At 60.4% G+C, this 15,505-nt stretch carries 17 protein-coding genes and 1 tRNA gene; 14 read left to right on the top strand and 4 right to left on the bottom strand.

Features of this window, described 5'->3' with window-relative positions:
* Positions 1-442: 442 nt before the first annotated feature.
* Positions 443-1,444, bottom strand: a complete 1,002-nt coding sequence (locus RS694_RS10615; protein WP_029709021.1) for a hypothetical protein — start codon at positions 1,442-1,444, stop codon at positions 443-445.
* Positions 1,445-2,067: 623 nt separating this feature from the next.
* On the opposite strand from RS694_RS10615, the gene RS694_RS10625 reads away from it, so the two are divergent.
* The 14 genes from RS694_RS10625 (at position 2,068) to RS694_RS10690 (ending at position 13,472) form a co-directional block, all read left to right on the top strand.
* The gene (locus RS694_RS10625) at positions 2,068-2,859 is read left to right on the top strand and encodes a sulfite exporter TauE/SafE family protein (protein WP_029709023.1); all 792 of its coding nucleotides are present in this window, start codon (positions 2,068-2,070) and stop codon (positions 2,857-2,859) included.
* Positions 2,860-2,906: 47 nt separating this feature from the next.
* Entirely contained in the window at positions 2,907-4,724 is a 1,818-nt protein-coding gene (locus RS694_RS10630) for a nitrite/sulfite reductase (protein WP_051392045.1), read from the top strand.
* 20 nt (positions 4,725-4,744) lie between these two features.
* Positions 4,745-5,134: a DUF934 domain-containing protein gene (locus tag RS694_RS10635; RefSeq protein ID WP_029709025.1), complete on the top strand. Its 390-nt coding sequence runs from the start codon at positions 4,745-4,747 to the stop codon at positions 5,132-5,134.
* Complete coding sequence (locus tag RS694_RS10640) at positions 5,131-5,754, top strand: phosphoadenosine phosphosulfate reductase domain-containing protein (RefSeq protein ID WP_029709026.1); 624 nt, start codon at positions 5,131-5,133, stop codon at positions 5,752-5,754. Before RS694_RS10635 ends, RS694_RS10640 begins: the two co-directional genes overlap by 4 nt.
* Before the next feature lie 26 nt (positions 5,755-5,780).
* The gene (gene cysD / locus RS694_RS10645) at positions 5,781-6,713 is read left to right on the top strand and encodes a sulfate adenylyltransferase subunit CysD (protein WP_029709027.1); all 933 of its coding nucleotides are present in this window, start codon (positions 5,781-5,783) and stop codon (positions 6,711-6,713) included.
* The gene (locus RS694_RS10650) at positions 6,713-8,119 is read left to right on the top strand and encodes a sulfate adenylyltransferase subunit 1 (RefSeq protein WP_174407698.1); all 1,407 of its coding nucleotides are present in this window, start codon (positions 6,713-6,715) and stop codon (positions 8,117-8,119) included. The genes cysD and RS694_RS10650 overlap by 1 nt, the downstream gene beginning before the upstream one ends.
* A 199-nt stretch (positions 8,120-8,318) precedes the next feature.
* A complete protein-coding gene (gene fdxA / locus RS694_RS10655; protein WP_029709029.1) occupies positions 8,319-8,648 on the top strand; it encodes a ferredoxin FdxA in 330 nt (109 codons plus the stop codon).
* 15 nt (positions 8,649-8,663) lie between these two features.
* Positions 8,664-9,740, top strand: coding sequence for an NAD(P)/FAD-dependent oxidoreductase (locus tag RS694_RS10660; RefSeq protein WP_029709030.1), 1,077 nt, complete (start codon positions 8,664-8,666; stop codon positions 9,738-9,740).
* A gap of 43 nt (positions 9,741-9,783) precedes the next feature.
* Positions 9,784-9,859 (top strand) — tRNA-Asn (locus RS694_RS10665).
* A 78-nt stretch (positions 9,860-9,937) separates the two neighbouring features.
* Complete coding sequence (locus RS694_RS10670) at positions 9,938-10,525, top strand: flavin reductase family protein (RefSeq protein ID WP_029709031.1); 588 nt, start codon at positions 9,938-9,940, stop codon at positions 10,523-10,525.
* The gene (locus tag RS694_RS10675) at positions 10,522-10,797 is read left to right on the top strand and encodes a DnaJ domain-containing protein (protein WP_029709032.1); all 276 of its coding nucleotides are present in this window, start codon (positions 10,522-10,524) and stop codon (positions 10,795-10,797) included. The genes RS694_RS10670 and RS694_RS10675 overlap by 4 nt, the downstream gene beginning before the upstream one ends.
* 34 nt (positions 10,798-10,831) lie before the next feature.
* Positions 10,832-11,404, top strand: coding sequence for a hypothetical protein (locus tag RS694_RS10680; RefSeq protein ID WP_029709033.1), 573 nt, complete (start codon positions 10,832-10,834; stop codon positions 11,402-11,404).
* 83 nt (positions 11,405-11,487) lie between these two features.
* Positions 11,488-12,237: a hypothetical protein gene (locus RS694_RS10685; RefSeq protein ID WP_029709034.1), complete on the top strand. Its 750-nt coding sequence runs from the start codon at positions 11,488-11,490 to the stop codon at positions 12,235-12,237.
* A 14-nt stretch (positions 12,238-12,251) separates the two neighbouring features.
* Positions 12,252-13,472, top strand: a complete 1,221-nt coding sequence (locus RS694_RS10690; RefSeq protein WP_037248038.1) for a hypothetical protein — start codon at positions 12,252-12,254, stop codon at positions 13,470-13,472.
* A gap of 4 nt (positions 13,473-13,476) precedes the next feature.
* On the opposite strand, the gene RS694_RS10695 is transcribed toward RS694_RS10690, so the two are convergent.
* From RS694_RS10695 to RS694_RS10705, 3 genes are read right to left on the bottom strand one after another with little or no spacing between them, the layout of a single operon-like run.
* Entirely contained in the window at positions 13,477-13,830 is a 354-nt protein-coding gene (locus RS694_RS10695) for an L-rhamnose mutarotase (protein ID WP_029709036.1), read from the bottom strand.
* Positions 13,827-14,603: an SDR family oxidoreductase gene (locus tag RS694_RS10700; RefSeq protein WP_029709037.1), complete on the bottom strand. Its 777-nt coding sequence runs from the start codon at positions 14,601-14,603 to the stop codon at positions 13,827-13,829. The genes RS694_RS10695 and RS694_RS10700 overlap by 4 nt, the downstream gene beginning before the upstream one ends.
* Positions 14,604-14,621: 18 nt before the next feature.
* Positions 14,622-15,500, bottom strand: coding sequence for an L-fucono-1,5-lactonase (locus tag RS694_RS10705; RefSeq protein ID WP_029709038.1), 879 nt, complete (start codon positions 15,498-15,500; stop codon positions 14,622-14,624).
* Between the last annotated feature and the right edge of the window lie 5 nt (positions 15,501-15,505).

Here is a 15,505-nt window from a genome sequence, read left to right on the forward strand (position 1 = left end):
CTCAGTGGATCAGATTTCGACGAAAATCAACACTGTTGGAGTAAATATCTTGCGGTGCCTGTGACGGCAGTCATTCCGTAGACACTTCGCCTCTGCGGCGGTTGTAGTCGTTCGCGAACGTCGGCTTTCTGGAAGTCAGCCTGTATTACGGTCAGCGGGCAGTCGTAGACTTCAAGTTTGCCGCGATAGCAGACAGTCGCCAGATGAACATGAGCGCCCGGACTGGACAAGGAACTGACTGTCGTGGATGGCGGCTTTGGTGCGGTCAAAACTGTAGTTTGGAGCGGGACGTCGTGCTTGCATCTTGTCGGCATAAGGCACTCAGCGTCATAACCATTTATTGCTTGGAAAGCCTCGGGCGCATTCAATCTTTCATAAGTCAATGCACTACGTTGGCTGGGTGCTGAGATTCCATAGTTTCAATACAGGTCAGACGAGACATTCACTTATACACAAAGGCAACTTTGTATAAATAGCTCCCAGTCTTCTGGGCATTTTTTCCAGACCCGAAATGCTCCACCACTACGCTCCAGACGAGATCACCATCTTTGTCCAGTTGCCCAATTTCACGCCCACCTGTAATCAATATATTTCCGTTTTGAAGTAATTCAACAGTTCTCAAGGGTGTCCAAGTTCCGTCATCAGGCTTGAAAAATGGCTCCCGTTGACCGGGGCCTATCTGACGCATGAGTGCACTTTTGTCCTCTGCAAGGTGCGCTGCGAACAAAAAACCATTCTCATATGGAAGCGGATCGTGCACATTGCGGGCGTTTTTGACCCGTCCGATCACCTTTCCATCTTTGATTTTGACAAACTGATTGAAGTTTCTCAGGCTAAGAAGATACTCACCAGGCCCCAACTTTTGGGCTGCATTGGCATGCGTGTTTGAATACATTTCGCTGGCGACGCTATGACGTTCAGTGGAATCTAGCTCCAAGTCACGCGCGAATAGTTGCAACACGACCTTGCCATCGCTGTCCACTTCAGTCATGACCGGGTCATTGTCTGCGTCCCAACCGTTTACAAAAAGGGTATTGCCGTTGTCCAGTCTGTCCGCATCGTGATCTGCAAACTTGGTCAGGTATTTCCACGTGGTCTGACCTTGGCGATTGATCTCAAAAACACCTGCACCAGCGATAGCCAGCAAGAAATGATCTGACTTGGGCAACCATTCGACATCCGTTCCAGCAGACAATCTGCCGCGACCGAGCATGCTCATGGGGATGAAAAACTCCCAGGTGATCTTGCCTGTGAGATCCGTTTCAATCAATTTTCCTTGAGTCGCATCCACGAAAGCCAAGTGACCAGCCTGAACCTTGTCTGGTTTGTTAAGGGTCACCTTTGCGAATTGATCCCCAACCGCTGCCCAGGAACTACCAGCAAAAATTAGGGCGAACGTGGCTGCAAGAATGCGAAATGGGAGAGATTTTTTGTTTCTGGTCATGGCGCAAGAGGTAAGTGTGTATCGCGGGCATCGTGACTGGGCAAGTATCAGGGGTCGCAATTCAGGCCCCCCCTGTGTTGCGAACAAAGTCTAGTCGAATGTTGTTTTAGGTTCGCAGTTGAATCTTAGGGAGCGGGGCAGTCTTGCGCTATGAGAGATAAAAGGCGTGCATGTGAGTGTGGCCACTCGTGACGCGGTCGAGGATAGCCAGAGGGTTATGTTGAGCGACCGATTTCGCTGCATTTCAATCGTTTCAGGCAATGATTTGGTTTCGCGATTGAATGTCTGCTGTTGGGCGCCAATCAGACCTTTCGGAATTCTGCTTCGGGTCGATTTTTGACGATTGCGCGAGTTTGATCAAAGACAGTTACCAGCCCATGACGGCTGCTCACTTCGACGAACAACTTGCCGCAAAGCTGCCAGCCAGAACTAGAGCGCCAATGTCCGCTTTGGCGCAGGCAGGGCAATAATCGCTAGCACCGCAATCAAACTGAAGCCGCCTCACAGCATCCAAGCCAGAATAGCCAACTCACACGGCCGCCAGCCTCTATATGCAACTCCTGCATATAGACATAGCCAAAAAATCGTTTTCAATCTAAAGTTGGCCGCCTACAGTCCATGCCATGCATGATTTGGCGTTCGTTTTTGCGGGGTTTTTCGTGGGCCTGGTTGTCGGGCTCACGGGTGTGGGCGGCGGCTCGCTGATGACGCCTATCCTGATCTTCTTTTTTGGCGTGAAACCTTATCTGGCCGTGGGCACGGACCTGCTGTTTGCCGCGTTCACCAAGATGGGCGGCACCGTCAAGCTGGCGCGCTCCAAGCACATTGACTGGCCGGTGGTGCTCAACCTGTCGGCGGGCAGCATTCCGGCGGCGCTGATCACCCTCTACATCCTGCACCGCGTGGGCCCGGCTGACCCTGCCGTGCAAAGCCTGATGACCACCACGCTGGGTTTTGCCCTGCTGCTGACCGCTGCGGCCACGTTGTACAAGGCCTTGCGTGGCAAAACCTCGCCCACCGCCGTGGCTCCGGGCCAGGAAACCGCGGCTGCAAAACCCCGCCACTGGAGCCTGCCGGCGCTGTTTGGCGCGGTGATCGGCACGCTGGTCACGCTCACTTCCGTCGGTGCCGGTGCCATTGGCGTGACCGTGCTGATGCTTTTGTACCCCCTGCTGCCGCTGCCACGCATTGTGGCGGCCGATATTGCCTACGCCGTGCCGCTGACCCTGGTGGCGGGCCTGGGCCACGCGTCCATCGGTTCGGTGGACTGGCCTTTGCTGGGCAAGCTTCTGTTAGGCTCGCTCCCCGGTATCTGGGTGGGTTCCCACCTGATGTCCAAAACCCCGGAGCGCGTGATTCGCTCCCTGCTGTCCTTCTTGCTGGCCTATGCCGGCCTCAAATTGATTGCCTTGTAAGCCCTGCGACAACGCCCGTCCGGCACCGTATTTCATCGACTAGAACCATGTACCAATACACCGAATTTGACCGCCAGTTCGTCCGCAGCCGTGCCGCCCAGCACCGCGACCAGCTGGAACGCAACCTGGCCGGCACACTGAGCGACGACGAGTTCCGCCCCCTGCGCCTGCAAAACGGCTGGTACATCCAGCGCTACGCGCCCATGCTGCGCGTGGCCGTGCCGTATGGCGAGTTGTCCAGCGCCCAGTTGCGCGTGCTGGGCCGCATTGCGCGCGAATACGACCACCCCAGCAAAGAGGTGTTTGACAAGGCCATTGGCACCCAGGCCACCTGGGGCACGACTCACCTGCCCGTGGGCTACGGCCACTTCACCACGCGCCAGAACGTGCAATTCAACTGGATTCCGTTGACTAAGAGCGCCGATGTGATGGACCTGCTGGCCACTGTGAACATGCACGGCATCCAGACCAGCGGCAACTGCATCCGCAACATCACCAGCGACGAACTGGCCGGTGTGGCGCCCGACGAGATTGCCGACCCACGCCCGTTTGCCGAAATCATGCGCCAATGGAGCACGCTGCACCCCGAGTTCGCGTTCCTGCCCCGCAAGTTCAAGATCGCCATCACCGGCGCGAAGGAAGACCGCGCCGCCGTGCGCTGGCACGACGTGGGCCTGCACCTGATTAAGAACGAAGCGGGTGAATTGGGCTTCAAGGTCTTGGTCGGCGGCGGCATGGGCCGCACCCCCATCACGGGCACGGTGGTGCGCGAGTTCCTGCCCTGGAACCAGATCATGAATTACCTGGAGGCCGTGGTGCGCGTCTACAACCGCTGGGGCCGCCGCGACAACATGTACAAGGCGCGCATCAAGATCCTGGTGAAGGCCGAAGGCCAGCGTTATATCGACGAGGTGGAAGCCGAGTACCAGCAGATCCTCACGGTGGACGGCGCGCCGCACACCATCCCGCAGGCCGAGCTGGACCGCGTTACAGCATGTTTTGTGCCTCCAGCCCTTGTGGAGTCTGCGCGAGCAGCTACTAAAACCGTAGCAATTCCGCCCGAACGCCAGAGGGACTACGACCGTTGGCTGCAACAAAACGTGGCCGCCCACAAGAACCCCAAGCTGCGCTCCGTCACGCTGAGCTTCAAGCGCCTGGGCCAGGCCCCCGGCGATGCCGATGCGGACCAACTGGACACCGCCGCGGCGCTGGCCGACGAATTCAGCGCCGGTGAAGTGCGCGTGACGCACGACCAGAACCTGCTCTTGCCCTGGGTGCAAGAGGCCGACCTGCCAGCCCTGTGGGTGGCCGCCAGCCACGCCGGTCTGGCGCGCAGCAACATCCGCCTGCTGACCGACATGATTGCCTGCCCCGGTGGTGACTTCTGCGCGCTGGCCAACGCCCGCTCCATCCCGATCGCAGAGCAGATCACCGAGCGTTACCAGGACATGGACGAGCTGCACGACCTGGGCGAGATCGACCTGCACATCAGCGGCTGCATTAACAGCTGCGGTCACCACCACAGCGGCCACATCGGCATCCTGGGCGTCGACAAGGACGGCAAGGAGTGGTACCAGGTGTCGCTGGGCGGCTCCGACGGCTCCACGCTGAGTGGCGATGCCGTCGCCGGCAAGGTGGTCGGCCCCTCCTTCACCGCGCTGGAAGTGCCCGGCGTGATCGAGGCCCTGCTGGACACCTTCCGACTGCACCGCGACGGTCGCGAAACCTTCATCGACTGCGTGAAACGCGTCGGCTTTGAGACCTTCAAGGGCGCCGCCAACAGCGCCCGCCTGGCCGACAAGAAAGAAGACCTGCACGCCATGCCCAAGGCCAGCGGCTACGCCAAAGACGCCCAAGAAGCCTGAAGCGACCAAGAGAAATGACTATGAAATTGATAGCTGCTTCCGCAAATTCCACCGGGGCTGAGGGCCAAAAAGTCCTAGCAATCGCCAACACCGAAGACCCGCGCAGCGTGTCACTCGAAGGTGTGATCCGCATCGACCTGCACTTCCCCAAGTTCACCGACGGCCGCGCCTACAGCCAGGCCTTCCTGCTGCGCCGTCGCCTGGGCTTTACCGGCGAGATCCGTGCCACGGGTGATGTGCTGATCGACCAACTGGTGCAAATGGAGCGCACGGGTTTTGACGTGGCCGTGCTGCGCGAAGACCAGCACCTGGAGTTTGCCCAGGCCCAGTTTGACCGTTACCGCGGCTTCTACCAAGGCGATGCCGTCACCGTGAAGCCCGTGTTCGCCCGCGAGGGAGTGTCTGCATGAGCACCCCTGATCTCGCCAAGGTCAACGCCGACCTGGGCCACGACGCCCCCGGTCTAGTTGCCTGGGCTCTCGGCCTGAACCAGAGCCCCATCGTCACCACCAATTTCCGCCCGTTTGAGGCGGTGATCCTGCACATGGTCACGCGCGCCAAGCCTGACGTACCCGTGGTCTGGATGGACAACGGCTACAACACCGAGGCCACCTACCGCTACGCCGATGAAGTGACGAAGCAACTTGGCCTGAACCTGCGCATCTACTTGCCGCTGCGCACGCGCGCGCACCGCGAAGCGGTAGAAGGCCCGCTGCCCGGCCTGGATGACCCACGCCACGCTGCTTTTACTGAAGAGGTGAAGCTGGAGCCCTTCACCCGCGCGCTGCGCGAGACAGCGCCCAAGGTCTGGTTCACCGCGCTGCGCGCCACCGACAGTGCCGTGCGTGCCCAGATGGAGCCTGTGAGCATTAACCCCGACGGCCTGATCAAGGTCGCGCCGCTGCTGCACTGGTCGTCCAAGGACCTGTACCAATACTGCGAACTGCACGGCCTGCCCAACAATTTCGACTACGTGGACCCGACCAAGGGCGAAGACCAGCGCGAGTGCGGCCTGCACATTGCGCACTGAACCAGCCCATTGAAAACGACAACGCCATGAATGCCATGACCGAACCTACCCATTTCGACCGCCTGTCCAACCAGCATCTGGACGCGCTGGAAGAAGAAACCATCTTCATCCTGCGCGAAGTTGCTGCCGCCTTCGAGCGCCCTGCACTGCTGTTCTCGGGCGGCAAGGATTCGCTGGTCATGCTCAAGTGCGCCGAGAAAGCCTTTGGCGTGGGCCGCATCCCCTATCCACTCTTGATGATCGACACCGGCCACAACTTCCACGAAGTGACCGACTTCCGCGATTTCCGCGCCAAGGAGCTGGGTGCGGAGCTGATCGTGCGCAGCGTCGAAGACTCCATGGCCCGCGGCACCGTGCGCCTGGCCCATCCCGGCGAGAGCCGCAATGTGCACCAGTCGGTCACCCTGCTCGAAGCCATCGACGAATTCCGCTTTGACGCGCTGATCGGCGGCGCCCGCCGCGACGAGGAAAAGGCCCGTGCCAAGGAACGCATCTTTTCGCACCGCGACAGCTTCGGCCAATGGCAACCCAAAGCCCAGCGCCCCGAGCTGTGGACCCTGTTCAACACCCGCCTGCAGCCAGGTGAACACTTCCGCGTGTTTCCCATCAGCAACTGGACCGAACTGGACGTCTGGCAGTACATCGAACGCGAAAAAATCGCGCTGCCATCGCTCTACTACACACACAAACGCGATGTGGTCGAACGCAAGGGCCTGTTGGTCCCCATCACCGACCTGACGCCCGCCAAAGATGGCGAGCAAATCGAAAGCCGCGACGTGCGCTTCCGCACCGTGGGCGACATCACCTGTACCTGCCCGGTGGACAGCCTGGCTGCCACTGCGGCCGACATCGTGATCGAGACCCTGGCCGCCGACGTGAGCGAACGCGGCGCCACCCGCATGGACGACAAAACTTCTGAGGCTTCCATGGAGAAGCGCAAGAAAGACGGATACTTCTGATGACTGCTACTTTGACCGCTACCCCCTCCGTTCGCCCTGAGCCTGTCGAAGGGCTCGCAAGGGCTTCGACAAGCTCAGCCCGAACGGTTGATGGCGATACCTCATCCGCGCTGCGCTTCATCACCTGCGGCAGCGTGGACGACGGCAAAAGCACGCTGATCGGCCGCCTGCTGGTGGACAGCCGCTCGGTGTTGCAAGATCAGTTGGCCAACGTCTCCAAGAGCGGCGAGGCCGACTTGGCCCTGTTCACCGATGGCCTCTCCGCCGAGCGCGAGCAAGGCATCACCATCGACGTGGCCTACCGCTACTTCGCCACGCCCGCGCGCAAGTTCATCATTGGCGACGCGCCCGGCCACGAGCAATACACCCGCAACATGGTCACTGCTGCCAGCAGCGCCCACGCTGCTGTGGTGCTGGTGGATGCGACCAAGCTGAAGTGGAACGTTGCTGGCCTGGTAGACCTCCTGCCCCAAACCCGCCGCCACAGCCTGCTGGTCAACTTGCTGCGCGTGCCCAGCATCATCTTTGCGGTGAACAAGCTCGACGCTCTGGGCGACGACGCTGCCAAGGCCTTTGCCAAGATCACCGAAGCCCTGCAAGCGTTTGCAGCGCAAGCCGGCATCACGGTCACCGCCACCATCCCCATGTCAGCCCTCAAAGGCCACAACGTGGTCACGGCCAACCCCGGCTGGTGCGGCTACAACGGCCCCAGCTTGCTCGCGCTGCTGGAAACCCTGCCGGTGACGGCTGCTGAAACGGATGTGCCCTTCGCCTTCCCGGTGCAGTGGGTTGAAAAGTTCCACGACTCTGCCGATACAACCCAAGGCCGCCGCGTGTTCTGGGGCCGTGTGGCCACCGGAAGCGTCAAGCCCGGTGACACCATCAGCATCCTGCCCAGCGGCCAGACCGCCGTGGTGGCACAAGTGCTGAACCACGCCCGCTTGCCCAAGAACGTGGCCGCCGGCCATGGCGCCGGCATCACACTGGACCGCGAAGTAGACGTGTCACGCGGCGACTGGCTGCTGTCCACAGCGACCACCACCGCGGCGTCGGACGACGAGTTTGGCGATAACAGCCCGGTCAAGTTCTTCCAGCCTACGCGCGAAATCAAAGCCACCGTCGCCTGGATGGACGACGAACCGCTGGTCGCTGGCCGCGTGTACCTGGCACTGCACGGCCACCGCTGGATCAAGGCCAAAGTCAAGCGCATCGTCCATAGCCTGGACATCAACACCCTGCAAGAGCACGACGCCACCCAGATCCTTCCCAATGCCATTGGCCACATAGAACTGGCGCTGCAGGAGCCGATTGCGGGCCTGCCCTATGCACAGAGCCGTGTGCTGGGCTCGCTGATTTTGGTGGATACCGCCAGCCACAAAACCTCGGGCGCCTTGTTGCTCCAGTAAAATACTGAGATCAACCGCCTCGCGTGGGTATTCCAGAAATTTAATTTTAGTTACGGCATAACTTGGGTACAAGTTAGCCTGCACTGAAACTGACGTTTTGGGGATGCAGTGCAAGGCGTAAAACGCAGCAGTACTTCTGTACTGCGAGGCTTTGCAACGCGGCAATGCGCCTCACAATTAGATTTATGGAATTACCCACATGACCCATACCGTCACCGAAGCCTGTATCAAGTGCAAGTACACCGACTGCGTCGACGTCTGTCCCGTGGACTGCTTCCGCGAAGGCCCCAACTTCCTGACCATCGACCCGGACGAATGCATTGACTGCGCGGTGTGCATCCCCGAGTGCCCGGTCAACGCCATCTACGCCGAAGAAGATGTGCCCGCCGACCAGCAGCACATGACCGCCCTGAACGCTGAACTGGCCAAGTTGTCCTCCTGGAAAAGCATCACCAAGCGCAAGGCCCCGCTGCCCGAAGCCGAAGAGTGGAAAGACAAGACCGGCAAGCTGTCCGAGTTGCTGCGCTAAGGCGTTTGCGCCCCCATGGCATTGCCGGCAGGCATCATTGAAACCGATGCCCTCGTCATCGGCGCGGGCCCGGTGGGCCTGTTCCAGGTGTTCCAGCTGGGTCTGCAGGACGTCAAAACCCACGTGGTGGACGCCTTGCCCGCCCCCGGCGGCCAGTGCATAGAGCTGTACGCCGACAAACCCATCTACGACATTCCCGCCATTCCGGTCTGCACCGGCCGCGAACTGGTCGCCAAACTCATGGCCCAGATCGCACCCTTTGGCGCCAGCTTTCACTTGGGCCAGATTGTCACCACACTGCAAAAGCAGGACGATGGCCGCTTTCTGGTGGAGACTTCCAAGTCCACCCGCTTCCTCAGCAAAACCGTTTTTATCGCCGCAGGCGTAGGCGCCTTCCAGCCACGCACACTGCATGTAGACGGTCTGGCCACCTTTGAAGGCACCCAGTTGCTGCACAACGTGCCAGATGCAGCGGTGTGCGCCAACCGCAATGTGGTGATCTTTGGCGACGGTGACGAGGCGCTGGAATGGGCGCTCAAGCTCTGCGCCGCCCACACCGACGGCCATCCCCACAAAGCCAAACGCGTGACCCTGGTGCACCGCCGCGATGCTTTCAGCGCCGCGCCACAAACCGTGGAACGTTTCCGCACACTGGTGCAGCAAGGCCACATCCACTTCGCCCCTGGCCAAGCTGTGGGAATTGAAACCGTCAACGAGCGCCTGACCGGCATCCAGATCGTCGATCCCGAAGGCCAGACGCGCAGCCTGCCGTTGGAAATGCTGCTGGTGCTGCAAGGCCTGTCGCCCAAGCTCGGACCCGTCGCGCAATGGGGGCTGGACATGGAACGCAAGCAGTTGCAGGTGGATACCGAGGCGTTTTCCACCAGCGTGCCCGGCATCTTTGCGGTCGGTGACATCAACACCTATCCCGGCAAGAAGAAACTGATCCTGTGCGGCTTCCACGAAGCCACGCTGGCCGCCTTTGGTGCCATGCCCATCATCACGCCCGAGAAAAAAGTGCTGCTGCAGTACACCACCACCAGCCCGAAATTGCATAAATTGTTGGGTGTGGATTCGCAAAAGTTGGCGTGAAGCCAAAACACCAAAAAATCTACGCTATAATCTGAGGCTGCATTCCTCGATAGCTCAGTTGGTAGAGCGCCGGACTGTTAATCCGTAGGTCCCTGGTTCGAGCCCAGGTCGAGGAGCCAATACAAGCCCTTTGGGCACTGAAAAGCCTGCTATCCCCAAGATGGCAGGCTTTTTTGCTTCGCCGTTTGACCGCCACCATGATTACCTCTTCGCCAGCGTTTGTCGTACCGGTGCCATTGGACAAGTCCTATCGCCTGCTCAACCACGGCCCCACGGTGCTGGTGTCGTCTGCGCACCAGGGTCGCACCAATGTCATGGCCGCCGCCTGGTCGTGCCCGCTGGACTTCAACCCGCCCAAGGTCACCGTGGTGATCGACAAGGCCACTTACACACGTGAACTGGTGGAAGCCAGTGGCATGTTTGTGCTGAACCTGCCCACGCGTGCTATCGCTGCACAAACCCTGGCCTTGGGAACTGAAAGTGCCAAAGAGGTCTCTAACAAGCTCGACAAGCACCAGGTAAAGACTTTCCAGGCCAGCGAGTGCGAAGCGCCGCTGGTCGAGGGCTGTGCGGGCTGGCTGGTGTGCAAGGTGGTTCCCGAGCCACACAACCAGGCGACTTATGACCTGTTCATTGGTGAGGTGATCGCGGCCTATGCCGACGAGCGGGTGTTCAGCGCGGGGCACTGGCACTTTGACGGACAGCCCGACGCGCTGCGCACCCTGCATTACGTCGCCGGTGGCCAGTTTTATGTGACAGGGGAATCCCTGCAAGTGGCGGCATGAGCGACCTGTACGAACAACTGGGGCTACGCAGCGACGCCACACTTGCCGATATCAAGAAGGCGTTCCGGCAAAAAGCCGCCCAGTACCACCCGGACCGCAATGATGCGGCCGACGCACCGGCCCGTTTTCGGGCCGTGCAGGAAGCCTACGACGTGTTGGCCGATGCCGACAAACGACAGGCCTACGACGACAACCGCCGCCGCAACCTGCTGGACAGCCCGATAGACACCGCCCGTGAAATCTGGAACGGCTACCTGGACAAGTTACTTTGACACACTACTGTGAGCGCCACCCGGCATTAACTGCATGACCATTTCTCCTTTCTTTCGCCACCTGCGTTCTGCCTATGCGGCCGAGATCGACGACCTGACTTTTGATTCCGAGGGGGGGAACGTCCTGCAAAAGCGTCTGGCCCAGCGCCGCAAGGAAATGGAATTCCTCGCGCACATGATCGAGCTGAGCCCCGAGATGGTGGCCGTGGTGTTCCACCAGGCGTTCCGCTTCAAGTCCACCGCCGCGATGGACGATCTGCTGGGCCATGAATCCGAAGACTTGCCCGAGTGGGACGAACTGCAAGCTACCCTGGACATCGCGCCCTGGGCGCAGGAACTGGCGCGCAGCATGCTCAAGCAACCTTTGGGGGAATGGTTCATGAGCGTGGCCGCGGCTCTGGAATACATGTTCCACAAACCCGAGTACAGCGCAGCGCCACAAGACGCCGAGGATGAAGACAACGAAGGCGCGGATGCCGAATCGCAAAACGAAGGCCCCGGCATCCCCATGGACTCGGACGCCGTCGTTGAGGCGGTAAGCCGCAAGGCACTCGAAGAGGCCGGCGCCGAGTGGATGGCCGCCCAGGGCTTTGATCGCAAGGAGTAACCATGAGCCCCCACGTTCACATTCGTTCACTGCCCCCCAAGGGGGCGCATGCCACCCTAGAGGCGGCTCGTCGGGAGGCATGAATGTCGTCTCACCTCGCACTAATTGAAAAAACCCAAAGCCTGATCGCCGCTGGCGACATCGTGGGCGCCGAGTCTGCCCTGGTGGAGCTGGCCGATGCCGAGGGCGACCAGGCTCTGATGGTGGTGCTGGAGCAGTTGCCAGCCAAGGACATCCTGGCGGTGATCCGTGAGTACGACAACTCCAAGGAATCTGTGATCAACCTGCTGGTCACGCCCGCCATGTTTGCGCATGCCGTGGTCATCGAGAAACAGTACAAAGACCTGACCCGCACCCATTTGCGCGGCATGATGAACTCGGTCATCTTCCGGGAAGACGCCAACCCGGTCGATTTTTTGACCGCCATTGGTGACCTGGAAGGCGGTAGCGAAGCGCTGGCCGACTACTTCACTGAAAAGTGGAGCCGCATCGAAGCCTTTGCCCGCACCGGCACCTTTGACACCGTGGAAGACGATGGCGAAATGCTGTCAGAAACCGCGCTGTACGCCAACGCCTACGCCGCGCCGCGCGTGGAACAGGACGAAGTCGCCGACCAGGACTGGATGGAACTGGCCTGGATACTGCGTTACCAATGCCCCGACCTCTTTATTGAAATGCTGCTGGTGCTGCGCGGCAAGGCCCGCAACCACGACCTCGGTCTGGGCGAGGACGAAGAGATGGAAGAAGACGACGGCAAGGTGGAAACCGGTGATACCGACCGCGGCAAGGCCACGCCCGCTGCGCTGGACGCAGACGAGGAATCCGCCATCTAATTACGGGGCCTCGCGTGAACACGACTTCCCCCGCTACCGTTGCGCTGTACGACGCGCGCCCCTTCTTCGAGAAGGCGCTGCAGCACGGCGTGCAACACGGCATCATCGACACGGCCACGCTGGAGGCCATCCGCACCGACGCGCCCAAGGGCATGGTGCAGATTGCGCGTTACTTTGGCACCGAGTTCCTGCGCCCCGATCTGGAGCGCGCCAAAGACCGCATGGTCAATCTGGTGAGTCTGTACCTGGAAAGCAGCTGTGATGGTGACCTGCACCAGGCGGCGCAGTCGTTGCAGGAGCACTCCTTCCTCTCGCGCTCCAAGGGCGGCTCGGACATGCTCAAGGCACTGATCGCCATGCCGCAAACCAGCCACTTTGGCATGAACGAACACGGCGGTTTTCGTGACGAACACATTCCTGTGCTCGCCAAATGGACGCTGGCCAGCCTGGCCGACTACCAGGCCGAGCTGGCCAAACGCAGCCAGGTGGCGCAGATCACAGATGCAGCGCTATGGCTCGCAGAACAGTTGGGCATGGACGCCGACGAACTGGAAGAAGCCGGTAAAGACGCCGAGGCCGTGATCCGCACCGCCCTGCTGGCACTGGCCGCCAAGCGCACTGAAATGCCCGACTGGGTGGCGTTTGAAAAACTCATGGCAACGCTGCGCAAGAAATACGCGGCCGCGCCGGACACCATCGCCATTGCCCTGCCCAAAGGCCTGCCCGCCGAATTCAAGGCAGCCGTGGACGCAGTGCGACAAACGCTGCTGTCTGACCTGCCCAAGATCATTGCGTCCGCCCTGCCCGCCCGCAAACTGTTTGACCAGACGGCCGCCTTTATGGGGCGCTATTTCTGGGTCGAGGACGCGCTGGCCGAGGTGGACCACTTTGAACGTACCCTGTCCAAAATCTGGGACAAGGCCACCGGTGGCCACAGCGATGACAGCTCATTGTTGACCCTGTTTGTGAGCCTGGCCGCGGGCTCCACGCCCAAAACCTTGCTCACTGAAAAAGCGGCTATCACTCTGGTGCGCAAACTACGCAAGAGCGGCCTGCACCCCGCACTGGCGCAGGCGTTCATCACAGCGCATGCGCCCGATGCCTACCGCGATGACTACCTGCTGATGTGGGAAGAGTTTGTGGAAGACAACCAGGCCACGCTGCTCAGCGACATGGACTACCAGCTCAAGGATGCGCTGGCCTTGCTACGCCGGGAATGCAATATCGGGGCGTGAACCGCTACTGGGCTGCCAGATCAAAGATCTTGGCCATCGGCACCCATTTTTCGCCGGCAGGCGTCCAGGGCGTGGGCACCTGATACGTCCACATCAGTGTCTCCCAACGCACGATGGCCGGGTTGTCCAGCGAAGCCTGGGCCATACGTTCGGCGCTGTAGACCGCAGGGTCCACTTCCATCAGCATGAACAGGCGTGTGCCCAGGCGGTAAATCTCCATCTGCGCCACACCGTGTACGCGCAGGTGCTCGCGCACTTCGGGCCAGATTTTTTCGTGCGCTTTCTCGTAGTCAGCAATGCGCTGGGCATCGTCCACCAGGTCCAGCGCCAAGGCGTAACGGGTCACGCCAGCGCTCATGACAGGGCCCGGTCCAGATGGGTGTAGCCGCCATCCACAAAAATCCACTGTCCCGTGGTGTGCGAGGACGCATCGGACAGCAGAAAGACGCAAGTGCGGGCCATCTCCTCAGAGGTGGTCATGCGGTGACCCAGCGGGATTTTGGCCGTTATGGACGCGAGCTTTTTCTCTGCGTTGTCAAAGCTGTTGATCCAGCGCGCGTACAACGGTGTCATCACCTCGGCCGGAATCAACGCATTCACACGCACGCCATCGTTCAACAGCGCTGCAGCCCACTCACGCGTCAGCGAGAGTTGTGCGCCCTTGGACGCGCAGTAACCACTGGTATTGCCCTGCCCTGTCACCGCCGTTTTGGACGACACATTGACGATAGAACCCTTAGAGGCTTTCAGGTGCGGCACGCAGTAGTGCGCCATGCTGTAGTAGTGGATCAGGTTGCGCTCCAGCGAACCCACAAAGGCATCGCGGCCGGCATCCAGTCCGATGTTGTCGTTGATGCCCGCGTTGTTCACCAGACCGTCGATGCGACCGAATTGCGTCACCACCTGTGCGACCGCAGCGCCGCAGGCCGCATCGTCCGACAGCTCCAGCTGGATGAACAGGTGTTTGCTGCCCGTCGCCTGCAACTGCTTCACAAAGTCATCGGGCATGGGGCTTTTGCCAAAAATTACCGGCACTGCGCCCTCCTGGGCCAGCGTGAGCGAGATGGCGGCACCAATGCCGCTTGCGCCACCGGTCACGATGACCACCTTGTCTTTCAAATGCAGATCCATGAAAACTCTCGCTAAAGATCAATCGGCCAAGGCCTGCACCTGCAGACCGTAGCAACGGATGGCATTGCCACTCCAGAACGCATCTTGCTCCCGCACCGTCAGCCGAGAAGCTGCCCACTGGTGTGCAAGGCCATGCACCGCGTCGTAGGGCGCAGCCAACTGGCACACCGGCCAGTCCGAACCAAACATCAGCCGCTGCGGCCCAAAGGCTTCCAGCGCCTGGTCAAAACAGGACAGGATGATTTTGGCATCGTCGGGGGTTACGCCGGCGCGGCCAGCCCAGTCCGTCTCTGTCACCACACCGGATAACTTGCACACCACATGTGGCAAGGCCGCCAATGCACGCATGTTTTTACGCCAACCCTCGGCGCTGTGCGCCCAGTTGCGCACGGCCGGTTTGCCCACATGGTCCAGCACTAGCCAATGCTGGTCATGGCGCGCACAGAAATCAATCACGCTTGGCAACTGGTGGTCAAACACCAGTACGTCATAAACCAGCCCGTTTTTTTGCACCGTGTGCAGTCCGGCATTGATGGCTGGTGCATCCACCCATGCGCCTACGTCCGGCTCGTCCTGCAGGATATGGCGCAGGCCTTTGAAGGCGGCGTGGTCGCCCCACTGTTCCAGTCGGTGCTCCAGATCGGCCGCGCCCAGATCGGCCCACCCCACCACGCCCAGTACCTCAGGGTTTTGGGCGGCTACCTGCAGCAAAAAATCAGTCTCTGCAGCAAGCGTGCGCGCCTGCACCGCGACTACCCCATCTACCCCCGCAGCACGCATGGCCACTGCACAGTCCGAGGGCAAACAGTCTCGCTGCAGCAAAGGCATAGCCTCGCTGATCCACGGAAACTCCTCGGCCTGGTAGCGCCAGTAGTGCTGGTGGGTGTCTATCTTCATGCCGC

The organism is Rhodoferax saidenbachensis (assembly GCF_001955715.1).
GTDB lineage: Bacteria > Pseudomonadota > Gammaproteobacteria > Burkholderiales > Burkholderiaceae_C > Allorhodoferax > Allorhodoferax saidenbachensis.